The organism is Alloalcanivorax mobilis (genome assembly GCF_002864685.1).
Classification (GTDB): domain Bacteria; phylum Pseudomonadota; class Gammaproteobacteria; order Pseudomonadales; family Alcanivoracaceae; genus Alloalcanivorax; species Alloalcanivorax mobilis.
In genome coordinates, this window is record NZ_NMQZ01000022.1 from 49,314 (window position 1) to 69,494 (window position 20,181).

Genomic DNA, 20,181 nt, shown 5'->3' on the forward strand with positions numbered 1-20,181 from the left:
GTGAGTGTCATGGCACGGGCGGGCCAGATCGCCGGGGGCCGAACAACCCAGGGTAAGCCCCGCCGTGGCATCGATAACTACGTGTAATGTATAGTTTTGTCAATGGCCGGGGGCGGGGCCGGCCATTGCTAAGCCACTGATTTTAGGCGGCTATTTGCTGGGCAATGTGGCGCCAGTGCTGCGACATTTTGTCACTGCCGCGCTTTTCGGAGCGTTCAATTTGAAGCCACAAAATGACCAGCTCAGGGTCTAAACCGGTCAGGTCAGCGATGTCTAAGCCTACCTCGTCATCCATCACTGTTCCGCGCTTATACCAGCAGCGAACGGCTTCCGGGGACATGTCCAAGCACTTGGCCAGGGCATAGGAAGATTCCTTTCCAATCACGGACTTACAGAGGTCCGCAAGCTGAACCGTGGTCATGATTTCCATGTGATCGCACCTTCGTTTTTACACCAGGAACAAACAGCCCGCCGGCTGTCAAGAGTAGAGCACCCGAAAAAAATAATACGTGGTTTCCTCTCGCATAGCCAATGGGCGACGCCGTTTGCATACCTGATGCCGTTTGGCGTTTGATGTTTGCCGTGACCCCGGGGGATGGCCGCCCGGCCTGAACCCGGGGCACCTCAAACAAACAACATGGGGTCACGGCCATGAAAAAAACGATGTACCGAGTGGGGGTTCCCTGGACCGAGTTTCCAGAGGATGGGTTCACCTACCTGATGCCCGACTCGGACCCAACGAACAAAAAGACGTTTACCGGGGATAGGTTCGAGCCGTTCCCGCTGGACAGGCCCGTAGACGATGCGGCCCTGTACGACGCAAAAACAATGTCCACCTGGGTGCAGGTGCTCGCCAGCCGTTACGAATGCGTCGTGGTCGAGCGCGTGGAGGTGGCCGATGAATAAGCGCGAATTCCACGAACAGGGTATTTTGATCGCAGAGGCGGCGTTGCCGTATTTGCTGCGGCGGGCTGGGGAGTGGCGCGAGGCCGAGGGCCATAATGGCGGCGTCGTCATTTTTTACGGCGCAGAGGTGGCGGGCTGGATGGATAAGCTGCGCGATCCTCAGCATTGGTGCCCTGGCTGTCTGGCAGTCACAAAGTTCGGCGGTGTGTGGCGTGCCCATGGCGGCGACGATCACAGCGGCGCCCGCCAGTGGGTCGAGGTGATGCCGGAGCAGGAGTTGGATGCTCAGGGGGTGTGTGATGACTGACGCCACCTACCAGCAATGCCGCGCCGAAATTGACCGCTGCCTGGGCCGCCCGGCCCGGGAATCTGAATCCCTCCTGTGGGACAACCTGACGATACGCCAGCGCATCATGCTGCTGCGCGCCGTGGGCCTGAGCCCCGCCGAGTGCGGTTACAGCTATTCCGTGCTCACCGTGGCCCAGCGCCACCGCATCATGCGCGTGCTCACCGAGTGGTTGGGCACCGTTGATCGCCTGAAAACCCTCATGGCGTCGATCACCACCGAAAACCTTGAAACGCATTGGGAGCGTGTGCGCGGCCATGACCTGGACCCGCGCCTGCGGGAATACTGGCGCGGCCAGGGCGAGCAACCGCCCCGGGAGCGTGCGGCATGAACCCGATGTACTCGGCTCTCGGCATCATTGATGGGTATCTGCCGCCGGCGCGCCTGCTGGCAGGCCCGTACCATCCGGGGCCGGGCCGCCCGGGAAAAACCGGTGTTGCCGCTGCCAAGCGGGCGGCGCGCCGGCGGAGGACGCGCCGATGATGGCCAGCCCCGAATCCATCACCCGCGCCCGCCTGATCGGCCACGGCATCACCCTGGTGCTCTGCATGCTGGCCTGCGCCTATGTGGGGCCGTGATGCTGACCGCACACTGGCAACAAACCCAACAGGCGGCGATGGCAGCCCGAGCCCGGGCGCACCTGCTGGACCAGCAGAGGTTCGCGGATGAAAACCGCACCTGGGCCGAGCGCACCGCCGGGCCGGCCTGGGCGGCGCTCCAGCGCCCCTACATGGCCATCGCCCAGCGCGCCAGCTACGCCGACGCAAGCCGCTACCTGAGCGACTACGCGCCCCTGGTGCGCCATGACCTGTATCTGGCCGACACCGATGCCGGCATACGGGCGTTTTGCGATCAGCGTGTGCAGGAATGTCGCCGCTGGATCATGGCCGAGAGCGAAACAGACGCGCTGCGCTACTGCGCCGCCATCCTGGATCGCTACGGACTGGACTGGCCCGCGCCGGCGTCGCCGATTGATGGCCCGGCGGTGGACCTGTTCCCACTGGCCGCCCGGCTCCAGTGCCCGAAATGGTGGAGACGCCGAGTGCGCGTGCTCCAGGCGCGGGAGGTCGATCAATACGCCCGGCAACGCCGCCGCGTCGCGAAATACCGCGAGGTCTACTGTTCCGATTGGCTGGTGAAAAACCGCCGGGCGGCGGCGCGCCGGAATCGCGACATGCTGGAGAGCACCACCGCCACCAATGATGACGGCCAGGAATACACCCTGGCGGAGCTGGCCGATCTGGGCACCGCGAACCTGAGCAACCGCCGCAATGAGCTGATGACCCGCATTCGGGGATTCGAAGAAGTGGCCACCGCCAGGGGCCACGCCGGCGTGTTCTGGACGTTCACCACCGCGAGCCGCTGGCACCGTATGCGCTGGCTACCGAAACCCGGCAAAGCTGTGAAAAACAGCCGGTGGGAGGGCAGCACGCCCCGCGACGCGCAAAACCAGCTCTGCACGCTGTGGGCGCGCATCCGGGCGGCGCTGCACCGTGCGGAAATCCGAGTTTACGGGTTCCGGGTGGCGGAGCCGCACCATGACGGCACGCCCCATTGGCATCTGCTGCTGTTCATGCGCCCGGGCGACGTGCGCGCCGCCCGCCGGATCGCTCGCCGGGTGCTGGTGATGGCCGACAACCCCACCGAGCGCGGTGCACGCCGGCGTCGATTCGAGCATGTGCAGATGGACGCCAGCCGGGGCACTGCCGCCGGCTACATCGCGAAGTACATCGCGAAAAACATTGATGGCCGGGGCGTGCGAGGCGCCCTGGGCGAGCAGGATGACGATAGCGGCCTGGACATGAGCAACGCCGCCGAGCGCGTCCAGGCATGGGCGAGCGGGTGGGGCATCCGTCAGTTTCAGCAGATCGGCGGCCCCAGCGTCACCGTGTGGCGGGAGCTGCGCCGGCTGTGGGCCAGCGGTGGCCCCACCACCGGCGACCTGTTCGACGCGGGAGACGCCCTGGAGGCCGCCGGCGAGGCAGCCGACGCCGGCGATTGGGCGGCTTACGTCGAGGCCATGGGCGGCCCGGAGCTGCCGCGTGCAAACCGGATTATCTCGCCCGGCTACTGGCTGGAGTCGGGAATCGACACCGACACCGGCGAGGTAGTACCAGGCCGGGCGACCACCGAGTACGGCGACCGCACCGCCGGCGCGCTGTTCGGTTTATGGGCGGGCACAAAACCGGTGCTGACCCGGTTTTATCGCTGGGCGATCAGCTACGCCAGAAAACCAGAAAAGAAACCGGAAATTAAACCTGTTGCGGGGTGGTTTTTAACCGCCCCCATGGAGCTGCTGCGCGCCGCCGAAAGAATCGCGGCGGTGCGGGCTGGACCGCCGCGCCCTGGCGCGGCCTTGGACTTGTGTCAATAACTGTACGGTGAGCAATGCGGAACGCGGATTACAGAAAATATTTTGGGGAGCGGCTGATGGTCGAGCGGGTCATTCACTGGCTGGCCGACAATCCGCCACCGAACGGGTGGCGCGGCGGTTGCTACGCCTGGGCATACGCGGAAATGCCGCTGGAGCCCGGGGAGAGATTCACGGTGAAACGGATACGCAAGGGGATTGGTGATGGCGGTAAAAAATAACGCGGTGGTAGGGCACATCGAGTGCCCGCTGTGCAACGGCAACGCCACGGTGCATTCGTGCATGGTGGGGCGCGGGCGAGCGCGTGAGGCGCTGTACATCCGGTGTGGGACTGTCTCGAACGGCTGCGGCTGCATCCAGCCCTACGGCCCCACCGGGCAGGCGTTTATCCGCGACCGATACCGGCCAATCGACGCGCCCGCCGCCGATCCGGCCCCGGCGCCCGGCCCTGAACCGGTGGCCGATCCCGCGCCGGCGGCGAACGGCGATGAATACACGCCGGGCGAGCCGGCGGAAACCGATCAAAAACCGAAACGGCGCGGGTTCCTGTCCGCGCTACTGAGCGAGGAGTAAGCCACGGATGGCGACCAAAAAACCGGAAAAAACCGAAACCCCGGCCACGGACGGCCAACACGCTAAACCAGAGCCTAAGCCAGAACCGATACCGGAAAAACCGGATTACTCGGCGCTGGAGGCCATCGCCGGAGAAGACAGCGCGAACGACGATTACAAACCGGAGCCGGGCGGTGATAAACCGGAACCGGCCAGCGTCGGCGCCAAGGAACTGGCCATGCTGTATCACATGGTTTACGGCGTCGCGGCGGCCCGCCTGGGCGCCCATTGGGCGATCACCGAAACCGAGGCCAATGACCTGGGCCGGGCCACCGACGCTGTGCTGGCCAAATACGGTGCCCGAATGGCGATGGGGCCGGAGTTCACGTTGGTGATGACGGCGGCGATCATCACCGCGCCCCGCGCCATGCTGACCCTGGCGGATCGTGGCAAAAAACCGGACGAAAAACCGAAACAAGCCGAACCGGCCAGCCTGGAGGCGGGCGATGGCGGTCAATAAAAACCCAGCGCTCGACGCCCGGCACACGCTGGTGGTGGGCGCCACCGGCGCCGGTAAATCTCAGGCCATTAAAAACCTGATACCGCGACGGGGTGTGCGCGTGATCGCGTTCGATCCGGACGGCGATCACGGGTGCCATGAGTTCGCCAGCCTGCCGGCGTTTGCCCGGGAGCTGAAGAGGGCGGACCGGTCGGGGCGCAATTATCGGCTGGCCTACACCGGCGCCACCAGTCCAGACGATTTGCAGCGGTTTTGTTCCTGTGTGTGGGCAGTGCTGGACGGCAACCGCGATACGCATGTGATTTTGGAAGAGGCCGCGCAGTTCACAAGCGGCAGCGGTCCAGCCACCGATGCCCTGGCAAACCTCTACCTGCGGTCGCGCAAATACGGCGGCATCTTGTACGGGGTGGGGCAGCGGGCAGCGGAGATTCCCAGCACCATGCGCATGAACAGCGCCCACAAGTACATTGGCGTGCTCCAGGGTTCTTTGGACGCAAAAGCGGCCATGGCGATGACCGATATACCGGTGGAAACCCTGCTGAAAACCCCGCCCAAGCAGTTGCGATTTTGGCGGAAGTCGGATGGCGAAGCACCCGAATACCTGCAATTCAAATATCTCGGCTGAATTAAATTAAACCTAAAAAACAGGTGAACGGCGCTGCGGCGCCGTTTTTTTTGTTGACCGGAAACCTGAACGCCATGGTTCGCTGCGTCCTGCACCCGCCGGCGATTCGCACCCGCCGGCACCAGGACAGGGATGGAGAGGCACAGGGATGTGCGCCTTTTTCACCCGGTGGTTTGCTAAACAACCGTGGGAACACTACCGATGAACAAGTCACGTTTGATTACCGTCGCGATGGCCGTTGCTGTTATCGCCGTGCTGAACCGCACTAGCCAGGGTAAAACCCTGCTGAACGGCTAATGGACGCGCTCAGCGATCCGGTCGGCTACGTCCGACAAAACACTGACCCGAAGATCGTGGTCAGTTCCGTGATAGCAGCCATCGCCGTGGGCGGTGTGCTGTTGTTAATGAGTAAATCCGGTGTTGGCCCGCTCCAAGCGGTGGCCCGCGCCGCCGGCAAATAGCAGGGACGCAAAATGCCTCTCGCAATCGAGCGTAACGAAATTGAATTGACCACTCCGAACGGGGTGAGCAAGGGCGGTGTGGCCACGTTCCAGTTGCCGCGCGGCCTGCGGTTCCATCATCTGCGGATCGAGTACACCGGCGTGCTCGCCGACTACCCGGAAATCCGCGTAAAGGCGAACACCGAGACGGTCCGCCGCTACTCGTTTACCGAACAGGACATGATGAATCAGGCCGACAAATTGCCGGCTGCCGGTGACCTCGGTTACCTGCTGGTTCCGTTCGATAAAATCCACGGTCGCATCCGCGAATCCGAGGAAGAAACCGCGCTCAACGTGGGCCGCCCTGCTGGCGCCGATCCGCAACCCGGCGAGATCACTAACGCCGAGGTGCAGATTGAAATCAGCGGCGCCATGGCTGTGGACCCGCAACTGAAAATTTGGGCCACCGTGAGCAACGCGGTGCCCGGTGGCGCCGGCATTGTGCGCCACTTCGTGAAAACGTCTCGCAACGCCGGCGGCGCCGGTGAGCTGGACATCCAGGATTTGGATTACAACCGCCCCAACCGGGCGTTTATCCGCCGCATGTTCCTGGCCACCGATAAAATTTCCCGGATCAAAATCAAACGGGATGACCGGATCATTTTCGACCGCTCCCGGGCGATCAACAACGGCGTGATTCTGGAGGGTGGTTACCGCGTCCAGCCCGCCGGCTACACGCTGATCGACCGGTCTGAATACGGCTACGGCGGCCTGCGGATCAGCACTATCGGTGCACAGTCGTTCCGCCTCCAGCTCGAATTCACCGAGGCGGCGCCGTCGTTCGGGATCATCACCGAGTACATCGGCGCGCTGGTCGCGTAAACGGGCCGGAGTAGGGGAACCGCATGAGCATCTGGTCTCAGATCGGCGACACGTTCGGCGACGCCTGGGAGACGGTTAACACCGGCGCCCAGCAGTACGTGAAAAATGAGGTTGGCGATTGGGTTTCCGAGCAGCAGGGCCGCCCGGAAACCGTCAACCAGGAGGCGTCGCCGGCGCCCTATGCCGGTGACGCGGCAGTGGCCCAGCAACAGGCCGACGCGATCCGCGCCACGCTCCAACAGTGGAAAACCCCGGCCATGCTGGTCCTGGGTGGTCTCGCCGTCTACCTGATTGCGAGCCGCATCTGATGGTGGGCATCGGCGGACTACTCGGCGGGATGGGCGGCCAGGGCTCGTCATTCGGCAACGCCGGCCCGAGCTCCGTGGGCGACACCTTCACCGGTGCCGTGGACATGGGCGGGCCGGTCGTGAACTTCGCGGGCGCCGGCGGAACGGCAACGTCATCAACCGGCGGCCTGCCGGCGCTCTCACCCAACACCATGATGCTGGCCGGCGCTGCGGCGCTGGTGCTGCTGCTGGTGTGGAAGCGCAAAAAGTAACGCGCTGGTGCCCGGCGGTTCATGCCGCTGTGGTGGCCAGCACAGGAACAGAGGCCGCCGTCGAGCTGCGAGACATGTGGCAACGGCGCGAGGTCGCCGCGTTCACCGCCGCCGGCAGTGTAGTGGTGATCGAGATATGGCGGGATGCCGATGGCCTGGTCGGGGCGTTCCAGGCCTGCCAGGGGCCGGGCGCCTACGCGATCACCCGGGCGGTGATCGAACAGGCCGCCGGCGCCGGGGTTCAGCGGTTTCAGTGTGAGGCGGACACCGCCGCCCATGCGCGCCTCTACGGTCGCTGGGGGCGCTGGCTACAAAACGCGGGAGTGATAACAGAGTGGCGAGTAGCAGCAGTTCCAAACAATCGACCAGCGTCACCAATGTCCGCGAGGACAACATTTTCTCCAACTCGGGCGTATCGGGTGACGTTCTCAATATCGGCAAAGCGGGCGGCGACGTAACCGTCAACACCACCGATCACGGCGCCGTCGCGGCGGCCCTGGAGGCAAACCAGGGCATCGCGTCAACGGCGTTCGAGCAGGCCTTCGGCTTCGGCAACGCCGCGCTGGACGCGAACACCGACACCGTAGAAACCGCTCTCAACGCGAACCGCGACGTGATATCCGATGCGTTTTCATCGATGGAGTGGCGCGACCAGCAACAGAGCCAGCAGATCAGCCGGGCGTTCGATTTCGCCCAAAGCGCCGCCACCAGTGACAGCGCTGAAACCATGCAATCCGCATTCAAATACACCGCGTTGGCCGTGGCTGCTGCCGCCGGCGCCTACCTGATTAGCCGGAGCGCCTGATATGGACCACCGTCGCACGCTCGCCCCCGGTGAGCTGATCCAGATCAAAACCGCCGGCGATTACATCTACTGCAAATGGTCAGACCGCCCCGTGCGCGTGCTGATCGAGGGCGAACCGGTCGAAATGATGACCGGCGACCTCTGGCGCCCCGCCGGCGGGTTTAATGGTTTCGAGGTGGAGAACCGGGGTAACGAAAACCCGGTGGCGGTGATCTTCACTGTCGGGCGGGGCAGCTACAACCGCCAGACCATCCAGGGCGAGGTCACCGTAAACCCCGGTATCCGGGGCCGTGACGGTCAGTTTGTCGATGACACCCGTTCAACCGTGGCGCTGCGGGTCGCACTCGGAAACATCACGCCGGTTTCGTACAACGCCGGGCAGCAAATGGCAGTGATCGGCACCGGGCTGCCGACGCCGGCAAACGGGCGGCCGATCCCGCTGGATGACGGGCGTATTGTCGTTGGTAACTACTCGGCACCCTGGCGCGTCTATGATCCAGAGGGCGGCTATTCCGAGCTGGCCGGGTTCGATAACGACGCGGGCGACGCCATGGGGGTTCAGGTGGGCCGAGAGCTATGGATCGCGGTGCGTGAGACGCTGCCAACAAAACATGTGGCGATCTGGTGCTACGACGCGGCGGCGCTTTCGTTTCGGCGTAAGTTCCCCACTGGGCTCACAGGTGGGTATCTGTATTTGCGGGCTATGACGGTGGGCGATGGCCGAATCTACGTAAAAACCGAAGGCGCCAGTGGCCAGTCCGATACTGTCGTGATGATGGATATGAGCGGCACGGTGCTGCGGCAGGTTTCAGTCGATCACTCAACAAAGTCGCTCGTTGTCTACGGCGGACTGTTGTACATGGTCGGTGTCGGGGGATTCGACAACGCCGCCGTTATTTTGGACGCCGTCACCCTGGAGACGGTACCGGAGAGCGAGGGCAAGTTGCCGGCAATGGACGGCGCGGGAACGCTATCCGGAGTGGCGCTGGATCACCGTGGTGATCTGATTAGGATCGGGAGCACCGGGGTGCTGTCGCGCTGTTCTGCTACCGATCAGACGTTGACGGTTTCCGGGAGCGTATCGAGCTGCGCCGGTGCCGGCATGCTGCGCCGTGATCGTGTTGTATCGCGTGCGCTGGTGGCGGCGGAGCGTCAGCCTAACGGATCGGTGATGCTCTCCGGAGAGCTGCTGCGCGCCGCGCTGGAAATTTACACGGGGCGATTCATGCCGGCAGATTATCTTGATTATGTCTACGCCGTGGTGGCCGACAACCTGAACGGAATCAGTCCCCGCGTGATCGATGCGGGCGGGCAATCGTTCGCCGCTGCCGGGCTCGTTGATGACGCCTACGGGACATTCCCTCAAACCCTGAAAATAACGCTCCGGGAGGGGCTGCTCTGATGGAATTCGCAAATAAAACTCAGATTCAATTTGAGCCCGGCGCGCCAGCGTTTGGTCTCACTGCGGCGGGCGAAGCCTACGACACTCCAGAGTGGTTCCGGGATCGCCTGGGCGACCTGTCGCGGCTCCAGTACATCGCCGCTGAGTGGGCGGTGGAGCTGACGGCCAGCGAGGTCAGCGCCGGCGTCGTAACCGTCGAGCTGCTCGCGGGCAGCACCGTGGTAGACAGCATTGAGGTGGGTTTCTCTGCTGGCGCGACTACTGGTGTGTTGCGGGAGGTCGATCTGTTCGGCGTCGGCGGTGGCCAGCGTTTGCACGTTCGCGCAACGGTGACCACTGAGGGGGCCGGCACCGCCGCCGTGAAAACGTGGCTCTCAATCGCTCAACCGCTCGTAGTGGGTAGCTGCGGGTAATGTGGCCGCTGGCTCTGATCGGAGTTGGTGCCGGCCTGTGGTGGGTCTGGCAACGGCAGGCCGGGCAGGGCGGTGGTACCACGCCGGCCCCTGGTGCATCCAGCAGCACAGGCACGGATACGGTGCTGGGCGGAATCATTGATGAACTGCTCAACACCGTCGCGAACAACGGCGCTGGCGCGTCCACGGATGGACCGATGAATATGGACCCGAATCTGCCGAGAGGCATCCGCAACAACAACCCCGGCAACATCCGGCGATCCGCCGACGCATGGCAGGGGCTCAGTGACACGCAAACCGACACCGCATTTTTCCAGTTCAGGGCGCCGCTCTACGGCATCCGAGCCCTGGCAAAAATCCTGCGCAACTATCGCGACCTGTACGGCCTGTACACCGTGCGCGGCATCATCAATCGGTGGGCGCCGCCGGTGGAGAACAACACCGGTGCCTACGTCAACGCCGTGGCCGGCGCCATGGGCGTGAGCGCGGACGTGCCGCTGCAATGGGACCTGGGCGAGCTGCGCGCTCTGGTCGGCGCGATCATCAAACACGAAAACGGTCAGCAACCCTACACCGCGTCGCTGCTCGATCAGGCGATCCAGGCGGCGGGCTGGTAATGGCGCTGGTCACCGACAAACAGGCCTGGGTGATCGGCGGCGCGCTGCTGGTCGGCGGGTATCTGGTGTACCGGGCGCGCAACATGCTGAACCCGGCGAACCCGGGCAACGTGGTGAACCAAACGGTGAACGGCGTAGGGCAGGCCGTCAGTGGTGACACGGATTGGACCCTGGGCGGGTGGCTGTATGAGGTCACGCATCCGGGCGAGGGGTACGGGTTGAACCCCGAAACGGCGCCGCTCTGGTGGCGCTTGCAAAACCCTGAACACTACTCACGCGACACAATCATGGATGGGCTCTAACAATGAAAAACTGGATTTCTAAACTGTTCGCCGGCGACTGGGGCAAGCTGTTGATCGCCGCCATCGTGGGCTCCGCGCTGACCGCCACCGGCCTGCCGCCGGCAGTGATTGGCACCATTGCCACCAGCGCCGGCAACGCCGTGGACAGCGCCGCCGATGGCCTGGGCCAGGGCGCCGAGTCCGAATAATGGACGTGGGCGCACTGTTGCAGGCAGTATTGGGCGGTGGCGCGGCTGCGCAAGTCGCCACGGTCGCGATCCTCCTGAGCATCCGCAAGGAGAACAAGGAGGCCAACCGGCGTATTAGCCGGCTGGAGCGCGGCGTGTGGCCTGACGTGTTCGGTCGCGACACTGACTGTTAGTCAGTTTCTCCATTTGTTTATTCGGATTTAACGCCCGCTCATAGCGGGCTTTTTTATGTCCGGCGCCTGGGGTGCCAGGTGCAGCACCGGAGCGGCGGGCCGGCGGCGCAGAGCGCGGTAGTCGGCGGCCATCTGAAACAACGCCCATGACGTGCGCAGTTGCTCCGGGGTCCAGGTTTCGTTCGTGTCCAGGTGGACCAGCATGCCGCGCCTGAGCCGGAAATGGTGCCACCGGTCATCCGGAATGATCCCCAGCGCGTGGAGCCTGAGCGCCGCCAGATCGGCAGGCGCTGGCCGGGCGCCGGCGGCCCAGCGCTGCGCGGTGCGCACGCTGCGGCCTGTGAATTTTGCGGCGTGCCAGGGTGACAGGTGCGCGGTTTCGCCGGTCCAGGGGCATTCAACGCGCACCGCTTGATATTGTTTACGCATAACATCCGATCCCGTTTGTAATGAAATAGTCTAAAAAGGCCCCGAATCCTGTAGGACAATCGCGGGGCCGTCACGGTGGGTCTTGACGGGCGGCGTCGTTTCTGTTCCTGGCGGTGCGTGTTCATCCTGAACTACGTGTAATGTATATTATGTTAAATAGGGTAAATCAGGCAATCAACGAATACTCCGAAGACCCTCATCGTTTTCCTCCCGGTCCGGTGTTTTTTTTCCTGGCACCGTGAATCCCTCCTGCTCGCCGACTACACTGTGCACCCGATCGAGACCGCTTCACCAGCCACACTGACCCAGGTGCCCGATGCCCGAGCAAACCCACATCGACACGCCGGAGGGCCGCCTGTTCGCGGCGCGCTGGTCCGCCAACCGCGCGGCGCGGTCAGATCACGCACCGATCGTCCTGTTCCATGATTCCCTGGGCTGCCTGGCGTTGTGGCGGGAATTTCCAGAGGCGCTGTGCCAAGCCACCGGCCGCGACGTGATCGCCTATGACCGGCTCGGGTTTGGCCGTTCGGACCCCTACCCCGGCCGGCTGCCACGGGATTTCGTTGAGAAGGAGGCGTACACCGGCTTCGCGGCGCTTTGTCGGGCATTCGAGTTGACCGGCGGTTTCGTGGCTTTGGGGCACAGTGTCGGCGGTGGCATGGCGGTGGTCTGCGCGGCCACCGCCGGGCTCCGCTGCGAAGCGTTGATCACGGAATCGGCACAGGCCTTCGTGGAGCCGCTGACCCTGGCCGGAATCCGCGACGCCAAGCAGAGTTTCGCGGCGCCCGGCCAGCTTGACCGGCTGCGAAAACACCATGGCGACAAGGCCCGCTGGGTGCTGGACGCCTGGACCGAAACCTGGCTTGACCCGGGCTTCGCGGATTGGTCGTTGGACCCGTGGCTGCCCGAAATCCGCTGCCCGTTGCTGGCCCTGCATGGCGAGCGGGATGAATTCGGCTCGCCGGCCCATCCGCGGCGCCTCGCCGGGCTGGCTGGCGGCGCTGCCACGGTGGCGTTGTTAGCGGGTGTCGGGCATGTACCACACCGCCAGACGCCGGCGGCGGTGCTGGCCCGGGTGGCCGACTTCCTGGGCGAGCCGCCCTCGTCTGGCCAATAAAAGGGAAAGCCGGTGCGTATTCTTGCCCTGAGTGATTTGCACAACGAACTGCTGCGCGATCAGCCGGTACCGCCAAGCCTGCCCCAGGTGGATTGCGATGTGATCGTGCTGGCCGGCGACATCGACACCGGCGCGCGCGGCGTGCGCTGGGCGGCGGATCAGGCGCGGCAACTGGGTAAACCGATTCTCTATGTGGCGGGCAACCACGAACATTATGGCCAGGACATCGGTGCCAACCTGCGTGCCCTGCGACATTGCGCCCGCGGCACCGGCGTGACCGTGCTGGAGAACGAGCGTCTGGATCTGCACGGCGTGCGCTTTCTCGGTTGCACGTTGTGGACCGACTACCGCGCCGGCACCGCCGGCGATGTCGCTGAGAGCATGGCGGTGGCTGGGGCGAGGTTGCCGGATCACCGTTTAATCCGCTCGGCGGGTGCTGCTTATACGCCGGAGCAGGCGTTACGGCGCCACCGCGCTTCGGTGAGCTGGCTTGGCCAGGAGCTGGCGAGCCCCTTTGACGGGCCGACCGTGGTGATCAGCCACCACGGGCCGTCCCGGCATTGCGCGCATCCGCGTTTTTCCCCCGGCCCGCTGGACGGCGCCTTTTTTTCCCTGCTCGACGATCTGGTGAGCCAGGCGGACCTGTGGATTTATGGGCATACCCATATCTCCGTGGACACCACCGTGGGCGAGTGCCGGCTGGTCTCCAATCAGCGCGGTTACCAGGGCGAGGACGCCCTCTTCGATGAACGGCGGGTTATCGTTCTATAACGATCCGCATCAGGCGTCCGCGGTGATCGCGACGATGGCCCCGGTCAGGGCGCTGAGCTGCTCCGGCTCGATAATGAACGGCGGCATGATGTACACCAACCGGCCGAAGGGCCGGATCCAGACACCCTGCTCCACCAGTTCTCTTTGCACTTCGCCCACGTCACAGGGCTGTTTCAGTTCCACCACGCCGATCGCACCGAGCACCCGCACGTCGGCGACCCGCGATGATTCACGGCACGGCGCCAGTTCCCGTTCCAATTGCGCTTGAATGGCCGCCACCCTGCTCTGCCACGGGCTGTCCAGCAGCAGGTCAATGCTGGCGTTGGCCACCGCGCAGGCCAGCGGGTTGCCCATGAACGTGGGGCCGTGCATCAGCACCCCGGCCTCGCCCTCGCAGATACCGGCGGCCACCCGGTCGGTGCACAGGGTGGCGGCCAGGGTCATGTAGCCGCCGGTGATCGCCTTGCCCAAACACAGAATGTCCGGGCAGACCCCGGCGTGTTCCAGGGCGAACAGCTTGCCGGAGCGGCCGAAGCCGGTGGCGATCTCATCGAAGATCAGCAGCACGCCATGTTGGTCGCACAGGCGGCGGGCGCCGCGCAGGTACTCCGGGTGATACAGCCGCATGCCGCCGGCGCCCTGCACCACCGGCTCCAGGATCACCGCCGCCACTTCATCGCCGTGGCCCTCCAGCAGTTCGCGCAGCGAGTCCAGATCACGCTCGTCCCAGTCTTCGTGGAAACCGGTGCGCGGCGCCTCGGCGAACAGGTGCGCCGGCAGCACCCTGCTGAACAGATGATGCATGCCGTTGACCGGATCGCAGGTCGCCATCGCCCCGAAGGTATCGCCGTGATACCCGTTGCGCAGCGCCACCAGCCGGTGCTTTTCCGGTTTGCCCTGGCTGAGCCAGAACTGCAGCGCCATCTTGATCGCCACCTCCACGGACACCGAGCCACTGTCGGCGAGAAACACTTTTTGCAAAGGTTCCGGTGTCAGCCGCACCAGGCGCTTGCCAAGCTCCACCGCCGGCTCGTGGGTGAGCCCACCGAACATCACATGGGCCATGCGCTGCAGCTGATCGGCGGCGGCCTGGTTCAGGCGCGGGTGGTTGTAACCGTGAATCGCCGCCCACCAGGACGACATGCCATCGATCAGCCGGCGGCCATTTTCCAACTCGATGTAGACGCCGTCGGCGCGCGCCACCGGGTAGGTCGGCAATGGCCGGGAGGTGGAGGTATAGGGGTGCCAGAGGTGGTCGCGATCAAACGCGAGATCAATGGGGGGCATAACGAAACCGCCGCGTCACAAAGTGGAGGGCCACCTTGCCAACTCCACGGGCGCGACTCAAGCGGTGGTTGCGATTACAGGCGCAGGCCAAGCCGCGCCATCACCCCGTACACGTCGCCCTGCCCCTTGGTGCCGGCGATGTCCAGATTGAGCCGCTTCAGTGGCGTGAAGCCCAACCCGAGCGACGCGGTGGAGCCCAGATCGCCGATCAGGTCGTGGCGGTAGCCCACGTTGATGCGCGGATGGTTGCGCTGCGGGGCGAAGCTCATGCCGGCGGTGGCGTAACGCTGATCGGGCACCGCCTGATACCCCTCGCGGGCGTTCCAGGTCAGATTAAGGCGCGCGGTGGACCAACCGCAATCCAGCGACGTGGCGACGCTGGCCTGGGTCTGGTTTTCATAAACGGCCTGGGTTACCTCTTCGCCGCCGCGCGGGAACAGGTTGGCCACATTCAATGCCATGTCCAGATCGCCAAAGGATTTGGCCAGGCCCGCTTTGAAATTAAAGCCCTGGCGTTCGCTGAGAAGATTGGTGCCGGTGGCCGACAGAGGCCGGTAATAGCCGGTGCTGGCCATGTCGTAGTTGTACAGATCGACCCGTTCCGCCTTCAATGAGGCGTCCAGTCGATAGGCTCCGGCGCCTTTACCAAACGCCCGCGCCAGGGTCAGCCCGGCTTCGGACACGGTGCTGCCATCGCCGAGCATGTCCGCGGCCTGCTCCGCGGAACCCGGATCGGCGAACGGGTTGCTGCCCCACAGGCGCTCTTCGTCGTTGTCACCATTGAAGGCGGTGGCGACCGTGGTGTGATTGCTGATCTCCAGGGCCAGCGCCACCGGATTGACCGGCAGATCAATGCGCACGCCGGCGCCCACTTCCATCTGCATGGATTGGCTGTCGATGCGCTGCATCACCACCGTGGGGCGGGCGGAACGGGGATCGCTGGATTCGGTCACCATGGCCAGATTGTCGTAAAAGGTGTCCCGCTCGTCCTTGGCCTGGGCGCTGAGATTGAACGCAAAACCGCTGTTGCCGGCCAGACTCTGGCTGATCGCCGGCACCACCGGCGCATCGCAATAGACGTCCGACGCGGGATCGAGCGGATCCGAAGCGGGCGGTGCCGCGCGCACGGCGGTACCGCACAGCGATGAAGCCAGCATCAAAAGCCAGACAGAGCCGGTAAAGCGCATCCCGTGAATCCCCGAACCAATTTACAACTGAAAAATCGCCGACCAAACGGCAATGCCAGGTACTATGCGGCATTCAGCCCGACGCAAAAACCCCTGAAAGGTAAAAACAGGGGGTGATTTTACAAAGCTCGGCGGATTTGACCGGGAGGTCAGAGAACCAGTGGGTTTTCAGTTTTCAGTGGTCGGCGGTGGGGCTTTGCTCTCCAGGGCGAAGCGGGCGCGGATCATTTCGCCCATGGCGCGTGCCGGGGCGCCGCTGGCTTCGCCGCGCCGCCAGGCGAGCATGCAACGGCGGCGTGGCGTGGGCGAGACAATTGGCACCGCGATCAGGTCGCGGTATTGCTCAACCGCGTCCAGGGTCAGCGCCGGCAGCACCGTGTAGCCCAGCCGACGCCGCACCAGATCAAGCTGCACGCGCAGGGAGTCCACTTCTATATCGACGCTCAGCGTCAGGTTCTCGCGAAACGCGTAGTGCTCCAGCAGGGCCCGCAAGCCGTGGCGCTGGTCTGGCAGAATCAACGCCAGGCGGGTCAATTCCGCCAGGGCCACGGCGCCGCGCACCGCCTCCGGGCGGTCCCGTGTGCAGATCAGGTGCAGGTCTTCCCAGCCCAGCGGCTGCACCGCCAGGTTGTTGCTGATGGCGCTGCCGTAGAGGATCGCCAGGTCCAGGCCGCCATTAAGCAGACGCTCACTGAGGTCGCCGCTGAGCGCCTCGAACAGCCGCAGATGCACCAGCGGGTAGCGCTGTCGATACGCCTCCACCAGCGCCCCGGTGACCCGCACGCCGAGACTGGGTGGCAAGCCGAAACTCAGCGTTCCCGACACCTGGGCGGTGCGCGTGGCCAGCGACTGCTCCAGCGCGGCGGCCTGATCGAGCAGTAATTGTGCCCGCTCGCGCACCAGCCGGCCGGCGTCAGTGAGCTGCACACCCCGGCCGGTACGGTGGAACAGCGGCGTGCCCAGATCCTGTTCCAGTTGCTTGATCTGCCGGCTTAGCGAGGGCTGGGAGAGATCCAGTTGGCGGGCCGCGCCCACCAGGCTGCCGGTTTCCGCCACACGCAGAAATATTCTCAGTTGTTTAAGATCCATGGGCGCCAGATATGCGAAATGCGAATATCTGATAGTTTCCCGTTCCGCTTGGCGAATAGCAATATCTGGCCCATTCTCCTTTTTTTCGCGGCACAGAGCCTGGAGTCACCATGAACACCCGCCATTGGTTGCGGTCCGGCTTGGCGCTGGTGGCTGTCGCCACCTTCGCCATGGCCTTCAAGGGCATTTTCGCCCGTTTGATCTACCAGCAGCAGGTGTCGGTGAACGCCTTGCTGATCTGGCGGTTCGCTCTGGCGGTGCCGCTGTTCTGGGCCGGCGCCGCCTGGCTCAATCGCGGCAAACCCAAACCGCCGCTGAGCCGCCGCCAGTGGCTGCTGTGCGGCTTTACCGGGATGCTGTTTTTTGTCAGCGCCTGGTGCGATTTCCACGCCATCGATCAGCTTGGCGCCAGCCTGTCGCGCCTGGTGCTGTACCTGTTTCCGGCCATGGTGATGGTGTTGGAAACCGTGGAGCAACGCCGCTTGCCCGGGTGGCCCCGGCTGCTGGTGTTCGCTGGCGCCTGGCTGGGCACCGCCTTGTTGTTGCTGCCCGGCTGGCACGGCGGTGCGGTGGGCGTCGCCGGCCTGGCGTTCGGTTTCGGCGCCGCCGCCTGCTACGCGGTGTTCTGGCGCACCAGCCAGAGCCTCACCCGGCCGCTCGGATCGGTGCGCTTCAATCAGCTCTCCAACAGCGTCACGCTGATCGCCATGCTGGTGTTTTTGCTGCCCGCCCTGCCCGCCTCCGAGTTGCGGATCAGCGCGGAAGCGCTCGGTTGGATGCTGTTGATGGTGGTGTTTTCCACGGTGTTGCCGTTCTTTTTGCTGTTCGAGGGTCTGAGCCGGGCCAACGCGGCCGAGGCCGGCATGTTGTCCATGTTCGGGCCGGTGGTCACCGTGGTGGTGGCGCTGATGGTGTTCCCGGACGAGCGGCTTTCGCCGCTGCAATGGCTGGGCATGGTGGTGGTGCTGGTGAGCGTGGGCTCGCTGAAACTGGTAAAAGGAAGAGCCTAGAGAGAAAGCGGCGGCAGGGCCGCCGCCGGTCGCCGGCGCGGATTATTTGCTCAGATAGCGCATCGCCCGCTCCAGGCCCTCCAGGGTCAGCGGGTACATTTTGTCTTCGCTGAGTTGCTTGATCCATTGCGTGGAGGTGGTCATCTGCCAGGCGCGCTCTGGCTCCGGGTTGATCCACACTACTTTCTCGAAGGTCTCCTTGATGCGCTGGAACCAGACCGCGCCGGGCTCCTCGTTCCAGTGCTCCACCGAGCCGCCCACCGAGTTCACCTCGTAGGGGCTCATCGCCGCGTCACCGATAAAGATCACTTTGTAGTCGCTGCCGTACTTGTGCAGCACGTCCCACATGGCGGTCTTCTCGTCCCAGCGGCGGCGGTTGTCCTTCCACACGTATTCGTAGATGAAGTTGTGGAAATAGAAGTATTCCAAGTGCTTGAACTCCAGCCGGGCGGCGGAGAACAGCTCTTCGCAGAGCTTGATGTAGGGGTCCATGGAGCCGCCCACATCGAGGAACAACAACACCTTGACGCGGTTCTCCCGCTGCGCGCGCATCTTGATGTCGAGCAAGCCGGCGTTGCGGGCGGTGGAGCGGATGGTGTCGTCCATGTCCAGCTCGTCTTCGCGGCCGGTGCGGGCAAACTTGCGCAGCCGGCGCAGGGCCAGCTTGATGTTGCGAATGCCCAACTCCACGGAGTCGTCCAGGTTCCGGAACTCACGCTTCTGCCAGACCTTCACCGCGCGCTTGTTGCGCGATTCCCCGGCCATGCGGATGCCTTCCGGGTTTTCGCCGCCGGCGCCGAACGGGCTGGTGCCGCCGGTGCCGATCCACTTGTTGCCGCCCTGGTGGCGTTTTTCCTGCTCTTCCAGGCGTTTCTTCAATTCTTCGAGGATCTTTTCCAGGCTGCCCAGCCCCTGCAGCTTGTCCCGTTCCTCGGAGCTCAGCGTCTTCTCAATCTGCTGGCGCAGCCATTCATCGGGGATCGCCTGGCTGAGCCATTCCGGCTCGATGCTTTCCAGACCGTCGAAATAGTGCGCGAAGGCGCGGTCGAAGCGGTCGTAGTATTTTTCATCCTTGACCATCACCGCCCGGGAGAGCATGTAGAAATCCTCCACCGAGCCGAAGGCGACATGGTGCTTAAGGGCATCGCACAGGTCGAGCAGTTCGCGCATGCTCACCGGCACCCGGTGCGCGCGGAGGTCCTCGAAAAAACCGATCAGCATAGCTAACCTCTAGTCGCGATCCGTTGACGCGCCCGGCACGGCTGGCCGGGCGATATGCCGCGTATCAGCGTTCCCGGCGGCTCATGAACGCCAGCCGCTCAAGCAACTGCACATCCGCTTCGTTCTTCACCAGCGCCCCATAAAGCGGCGGCACCGCGGTCTTGGTGTCGCGGTTGCGCAGCACGTCTTCGGGGATGTCGTCGGCCATTAGCAGCTTGAGCCAGTCGATCAATTCGCTGGTGGAGGGCTTTTTCTTCATGCCCGGCACCTTGCGCAGGTCGAAGAAAATCTCCAGCGCCTCGGTGACGAGCTCTTTCTTGATCTCCGGGAAATGCACGTCCACGATTTCCATCATGGTTTTGGCGTCCGGGAAGCTGATGTAGTGGAAAAAGCAGCGGCGCAGGAAGGCGTCGGGCAGCTCTTTCTCGTTGTTGGAGGTGATGATCACGATCGGCCGCTTCTCGGCGCGTACCATCTGCCCGGTTTCGTAGACAAAGAACTCCATGCGATCCAACTCCTGGAGCAGATCGTTGGGGAATTCGATGTCGGCTTTATCGATCTCGTCGATCAGCAGCACTACCTGCTCGTCGGCGGCGAACGCCTCCCAGAGCTTACCTTTCTTGATGTAGTTGGCGACGTCCTCGACACCCTCGGCGCCCAACTGAGAGTCACGCAGACGGGAGACCGCGTCGTACTCATACAGGCCCTGCTGTGCCTTGGTGGTGGACTTGATGTGCCAGGACAGCAGGGGCTTGCCCAGCGCCTCGGCGACCTGCTCGGCAAGCAGGGTTTTGCCGGTGCCCGGCTCGCCCTTGATCAGAAGCGGCCGCTGCAGGGCAATGGCCGCGTTCACGGCCATCTTCAGATCTTCGGTGGCGACGTACTTCTCGGTGCCCTGAAACTGCATGCGAGTTTCTCCACATCATCGATAAATAATGCTGCGCACTCTAGCAACCCGCCGCCGGCCCG

General features: G+C 64.0%; 29 protein-coding genes. 22 read left to right on the plus strand and 7 right to left on the minus strand.

Annotation, left to right across the window (positions count from 1 at the left end; translation table 11 throughout):
• Window positions 1-142: 142 nt before the first annotated feature.
• Entirely contained in the window at window positions 143-430 is a 288-nt protein-coding gene (locus tag CGS25_RS12115; protein ID WP_101675622.1) for a hypothetical protein, read from the minus strand.
• Window positions 431-651: 221 nt separating this feature from the next.
• Here CGS25_RS12115 and CGS25_RS12120 point away from each other — a divergent pair, with 221 nt between their 5' ends.
• From CGS25_RS12120 to CGS25_RS19025, 19 genes are all read left to right on the plus strand, one after another.
• Complete coding sequence (locus CGS25_RS12120) at window positions 652-906, plus strand: hypothetical protein (protein ID WP_157933819.1); 255 nt, start codon at window positions 652-654, stop codon at window positions 904-906.
• On the plus strand, window positions 899-1,213 hold the full coding sequence (locus CGS25_RS12125; protein WP_101675624.1) for an ArdR protein: 315 nt from the start codon (window positions 899-901) through the stop codon (window positions 1,211-1,213). The genes CGS25_RS12120 and CGS25_RS12125 overlap by 8 nt, the downstream gene beginning before the upstream one ends.
• Window positions 1,206-1,583 (plus strand): hypothetical protein, encoded by a 378-nt coding sequence (locus CGS25_RS12130; protein WP_101675625.1) that lies wholly within the window; start codon window positions 1,206-1,208, stop codon window positions 1,581-1,583. Before CGS25_RS12125 ends, CGS25_RS12130 begins: the two co-directional genes overlap by 8 nt.
• Before the next feature lie 246 nt (window positions 1,584-1,829).
• A complete protein-coding gene (locus tag CGS25_RS12135; RefSeq protein ID WP_198588779.1) occupies window positions 1,830-3,626 on the plus strand; it encodes a replication endonuclease in 1,797 nt (598 codons plus the stop codon).
• Window positions 3,627-3,682: 56 nt separating this feature from the next.
• Entirely contained in the window at window positions 3,683-3,844 is a 162-nt protein-coding gene (locus tag CGS25_RS12140) for a hypothetical protein (protein ID WP_157933820.1), read from the plus strand.
• On the plus strand, window positions 3,828-4,196 hold the full coding sequence (locus CGS25_RS12145; RefSeq protein WP_101675628.1) for a hypothetical protein: 369 nt from the start codon (window positions 3,828-3,830) through the stop codon (window positions 4,194-4,196). The genes CGS25_RS12140 and CGS25_RS12145 overlap by 17 nt, the downstream gene beginning before the upstream one ends.
• A gap of 7 nt (window positions 4,197-4,203) precedes the next feature.
• A complete protein-coding gene (locus CGS25_RS12150) occupies window positions 4,204-4,695 on the plus strand; it encodes a hypothetical protein (protein WP_101675629.1) in 492 nt (163 codons plus the stop codon).
• Complete coding sequence (locus CGS25_RS12155) at window positions 4,682-5,320, plus strand: type IV secretory system conjugative DNA transfer family protein (RefSeq protein ID WP_101675630.1); 639 nt, start codon at window positions 4,682-4,684, stop codon at window positions 5,318-5,320. The genes CGS25_RS12150 and CGS25_RS12155 overlap by 14 nt, the downstream gene beginning before the upstream one ends.
• A gap of 296 nt (window positions 5,321-5,616) precedes the next feature.
• Complete coding sequence (locus CGS25_RS19020; protein ID WP_157933821.1) at window positions 5,617-5,781, plus strand: hypothetical protein; 165 nt, start codon at window positions 5,617-5,619, stop codon at window positions 5,779-5,781.
• Between the two features lie 12 nt (window positions 5,782-5,793).
• Window positions 5,794-6,642: a major capsid protein P2 gene (locus CGS25_RS12160; RefSeq protein ID WP_101675631.1), complete on the plus strand. Its 849-nt coding sequence runs from the start codon at window positions 5,794-5,796 to the stop codon at window positions 6,640-6,642.
• 23 nt (window positions 6,643-6,665) lie between these two features.
• Window positions 6,666-6,950, plus strand: a complete 285-nt coding sequence (locus tag CGS25_RS12165) for a hypothetical protein (protein ID WP_101675632.1) — start codon at window positions 6,666-6,668, stop codon at window positions 6,948-6,950.
• The gene (locus CGS25_RS12170) at window positions 6,950-7,201 is read left to right on the plus strand and encodes a hypothetical protein (protein ID WP_101675633.1); all 252 of its coding nucleotides are present in this window, start codon (window positions 6,950-6,952) and stop codon (window positions 7,199-7,201) included. Before CGS25_RS12165 ends, CGS25_RS12170 begins: the two co-directional genes overlap by 1 nt.
• Before the next feature lie 334 nt (window positions 7,202-7,535).
• Window positions 7,536-8,006, plus strand: coding sequence for a hypothetical protein (locus CGS25_RS12175; protein ID WP_101675634.1), 471 nt, complete (start codon window positions 7,536-7,538; stop codon window positions 8,004-8,006).
• A 1-nt stretch (window position 8,007) separates the two neighbouring features.
• On the plus strand, window positions 8,008-9,408 hold the full coding sequence (locus CGS25_RS12180) for a hypothetical protein (protein ID WP_101675635.1): 1,401 nt from the start codon (window positions 8,008-8,010) through the stop codon (window positions 9,406-9,408).
• On the plus strand, window positions 9,408-9,821 hold the full coding sequence (locus CGS25_RS12185; RefSeq protein WP_101675636.1) for a hypothetical protein: 414 nt from the start codon (window positions 9,408-9,410) through the stop codon (window positions 9,819-9,821). Before CGS25_RS12180 ends, CGS25_RS12185 begins: the two co-directional genes overlap by 1 nt.
• A complete protein-coding gene (locus CGS25_RS12190; RefSeq protein ID WP_198588780.1) occupies window positions 9,821-10,438 on the plus strand; it encodes a hypothetical protein in 618 nt (205 codons plus the stop codon). The genes CGS25_RS12185 and CGS25_RS12190 overlap by 1 nt, the downstream gene beginning before the upstream one ends.
• Window positions 10,438-10,740, plus strand: coding sequence for a hypothetical protein (locus tag CGS25_RS12195; RefSeq protein WP_101675637.1), 303 nt, complete (start codon window positions 10,438-10,440; stop codon window positions 10,738-10,740). The genes CGS25_RS12190 and CGS25_RS12195 overlap by 1 nt, the downstream gene beginning before the upstream one ends.
• Window positions 10,741-10,742: 2 nt before the next feature.
• Entirely contained in the window at window positions 10,743-10,928 is a 186-nt protein-coding gene (locus CGS25_RS12200; RefSeq protein ID WP_101675638.1) for a hypothetical protein, read from the plus strand.
• A complete protein-coding gene (locus CGS25_RS19025; RefSeq protein WP_157933822.1) occupies window positions 10,928-11,101 on the plus strand; it encodes a hypothetical protein in 174 nt (57 codons plus the stop codon). The genes CGS25_RS12200 and CGS25_RS19025 overlap by 1 nt, the downstream gene beginning before the upstream one ends.
• Window positions 11,102-11,128: 27 nt before the next feature.
• Here CGS25_RS19025 and CGS25_RS12205 read toward each other — a convergent pair whose 3' ends face one another.
• Entirely contained in the window at window positions 11,129-11,530 is a 402-nt protein-coding gene (locus CGS25_RS12205; RefSeq protein WP_101675639.1) for a hypothetical protein, read from the minus strand.
• Window positions 11,531-11,846: 316 nt separating this feature from the next.
• On the opposite strand from CGS25_RS12205, the gene CGS25_RS12210 reads away from it, so the two are divergent.
• Window positions 11,847-12,647 (plus strand): alpha/beta fold hydrolase, encoded by an 801-nt coding sequence (locus tag CGS25_RS12210; RefSeq protein ID WP_089031863.1) that lies wholly within the window; start codon window positions 11,847-11,849, stop codon window positions 12,645-12,647.
• Window positions 12,648-12,659: 12 nt separating this feature from the next.
• The gene (locus tag CGS25_RS12215) at window positions 12,660-13,418 is read left to right on the plus strand and encodes a metallophosphoesterase (protein ID WP_089031864.1); all 759 of its coding nucleotides are present in this window, start codon (window positions 12,660-12,662) and stop codon (window positions 13,416-13,418) included.
• Window positions 13,419-13,427: 9 nt separating this feature from the next.
• On the opposite strand, the gene bioA is transcribed toward CGS25_RS12215, so the two are convergent.
• The 3 genes from bioA to CGS25_RS12230 all read right to left on the minus strand — a co-directional run bounded on the left by bioA (window position 13,428) and on the right by CGS25_RS12230 (window position 16,981).
• Window positions 13,428-14,705 (minus strand): adenosylmethionine--8-amino-7-oxononanoate transaminase, encoded by a 1,278-nt coding sequence (bioA, locus tag CGS25_RS12220; protein WP_089031865.1) that lies wholly within the window; start codon window positions 14,703-14,705, stop codon window positions 13,428-13,430.
• 74 nt (window positions 14,706-14,779) lie between these two features.
• Window positions 14,780-15,862 (minus strand): conjugal transfer protein TraF, encoded by a 1,083-nt coding sequence (gene traF, locus CGS25_RS12225; protein WP_157933823.1) that lies wholly within the window; start codon window positions 15,860-15,862, stop codon window positions 14,780-14,782.
• A 198-nt stretch (window positions 15,863-16,060) separates the two neighbouring features.
• A complete protein-coding gene (locus CGS25_RS12230) occupies window positions 16,061-16,981 on the minus strand; it encodes a LysR family transcriptional regulator (RefSeq protein WP_101675641.1) in 921 nt (306 codons plus the stop codon).
• 110 nt (window positions 16,982-17,091) lie between these two features.
• Between CGS25_RS12230 and CGS25_RS12235 the strand changes: the two genes are divergently transcribed.
• A complete protein-coding gene (locus tag CGS25_RS12235) occupies window positions 17,092-17,991 on the plus strand; it encodes a DMT family transporter (protein WP_101675642.1) in 900 nt (299 codons plus the stop codon).
• A 42-nt stretch (window positions 17,992-18,033) separates the two neighbouring features.
• Here the strand turns inward: CGS25_RS12235 and CGS25_RS12240 are convergent, their stop codons facing one another.
• Together CGS25_RS12240 and CGS25_RS12245 are read right to left on the minus strand one after the other, a co-directional pair.
• A complete protein-coding gene (locus CGS25_RS12240; protein WP_089031869.1) occupies window positions 18,034-19,212 on the minus strand; it encodes a vWA domain-containing protein in 1,179 nt (392 codons plus the stop codon).
• 64 nt (window positions 19,213-19,276) lie between these two features.
• On the minus strand, window positions 19,277-20,119 hold the full coding sequence (locus tag CGS25_RS12245; protein WP_089031870.1) for an AAA family ATPase: 843 nt from the start codon (window positions 20,117-20,119) through the stop codon (window positions 19,277-19,279).
• Window positions 20,120-20,181 lie beyond the last annotated feature (62 nt).

Bases quoted from the DNA above. Each gene is read 5' to 3' on its own strand.
- CGS25_RS12245 (WP_089031870.1), bottom strand. From the start codon at position 20,119: ATGCAGTTTCAGGGCACCGAGAAGTACGTCGCCACCGAAGATCTGAAG.
- CGS25_RS12200 (WP_101675638.1), top strand. From the start codon at position 10,743: ATGAAAAACTGGATTTCTAAACTGTTCGCCGGCGACTGGGGCAAGCTG.
- CGS25_RS12155 (WP_101675630.1), top strand. From the start codon at position 4,682: ATGGCGGTCAATAAAAACCCAGCGCTCGACGCCCGGCACACGCTGGTG.
- CGS25_RS12185 (WP_101675636.1), top strand. From the start codon at position 9,408: ATGGAATTCGCAAATAAAACTCAGATTCAATTTGAGCCCGGCGCGCCA.
- CGS25_RS19025 (WP_157933822.1), top strand. From the start codon at position 10,928: ATGGACGTGGGCGCACTGTTGCAGGCAGTATTGGGCGGTGGCGCGGCT.
- CGS25_RS12140 (WP_157933820.1), top strand. From the start codon at position 3,683: ATGGTCGAGCGGGTCATTCACTGGCTGGCCGACAATCCGCCACCGAAC.
- CGS25_RS12150 (WP_101675629.1), top strand. From the start codon at position 4,204: ATGGCGACCAAAAAACCGGAAAAAACCGAAACCCCGGCCACGGACGGC.
- CGS25_RS12230 (WP_101675641.1), bottom strand. From the start codon at position 16,981: ATGGATCTTAAACAACTGAGAATATTTCTGCGTGTGGCGGAAACCGGC.
- CGS25_RS12120 (WP_157933819.1), top strand. From the start codon at position 652: ATGAAAAAAACGATGTACCGAGTGGGGGTTCCCTGGACCGAGTTTCCA.
- bioA (WP_089031865.1), bottom strand. From the start codon at position 14,705: ATGCCCCCCATTGATCTCGCGTTTGATCGCGACCACCTCTGGCACCCC.
- CGS25_RS12195 (WP_101675637.1), top strand. From the start codon at position 10,438: ATGGCGCTGGTCACCGACAAACAGGCCTGGGTGATCGGCGGCGCGCTG.
- CGS25_RS12180 (WP_101675635.1), top strand. From the start codon at position 8,008: ATGGACCACCGTCGCACGCTCGCCCCCGGTGAGCTGATCCAGATCAAA.
- CGS25_RS12235 (WP_101675642.1), top strand. From the start codon at position 17,092: ATGAACACCCGCCATTGGTTGCGGTCCGGCTTGGCGCTGGTGGCTGTC.
- CGS25_RS12170 (WP_101675633.1), top strand. From the start codon at position 6,950: ATGGTGGGCATCGGCGGACTACTCGGCGGGATGGGCGGCCAGGGCTCG.
- CGS25_RS12205 (WP_101675639.1), bottom strand. From the start codon at position 11,530: ATGCGTAAACAATATCAAGCGGTGCGCGTTGAATGCCCCTGGACCGGC.
- CGS25_RS12135 (WP_198588779.1), top strand. From the start codon at position 1,830: ATGCTGACCGCACACTGGCAACAAACCCAACAGGCGGCGATGGCAGCC.
- CGS25_RS12240 (WP_089031869.1), bottom strand. From the start codon at position 19,212: ATGCTGATCGGTTTTTTCGAGGACCTCCGCGCGCACCGGGTGCCGGTG.
- CGS25_RS12165 (WP_101675632.1), top strand. From the start codon at position 6,666: ATGAGCATCTGGTCTCAGATCGGCGACACGTTCGGCGACGCCTGGGAG.
- CGS25_RS12145 (WP_101675628.1), top strand. From the start codon at position 3,828: ATGGCGGTAAAAAATAACGCGGTGGTAGGGCACATCGAGTGCCCGCTG.
- CGS25_RS12130 (WP_101675625.1), top strand. From the start codon at position 1,206: ATGACTGACGCCACCTACCAGCAATGCCGCGCCGAAATTGACCGCTGC.
- traF (WP_157933823.1), bottom strand. From the start codon at position 15,862: ATGCTGGCTTCATCGCTGTGCGGTACCGCCGTGCGCGCGGCACCGCCC.
- CGS25_RS12160 (WP_101675631.1), top strand. From the start codon at position 5,794: ATGCCTCTCGCAATCGAGCGTAACGAAATTGAATTGACCACTCCGAAC.
- CGS25_RS12115 (WP_101675622.1), bottom strand. From the start codon at position 430: ATGGAAATCATGACCACGGTTCAGCTTGCGGACCTCTGTAAGTCCGTG.
- CGS25_RS12210 (WP_089031863.1), top strand. From the start codon at position 11,847: ATGCCCGAGCAAACCCACATCGACACGCCGGAGGGCCGCCTGTTCGCG.
- CGS25_RS19020 (WP_157933821.1), top strand. From the start codon at position 5,617: ATGGACGCGCTCAGCGATCCGGTCGGCTACGTCCGACAAAACACTGAC.
- CGS25_RS12125 (WP_101675624.1), top strand. From the start codon at position 899: ATGAATAAGCGCGAATTCCACGAACAGGGTATTTTGATCGCAGAGGCG.
- CGS25_RS12190 (WP_198588780.1), top strand. From the start codon at position 9,821: ATGTGGCCGCTGGCTCTGATCGGAGTTGGTGCCGGCCTGTGGTGGGTC.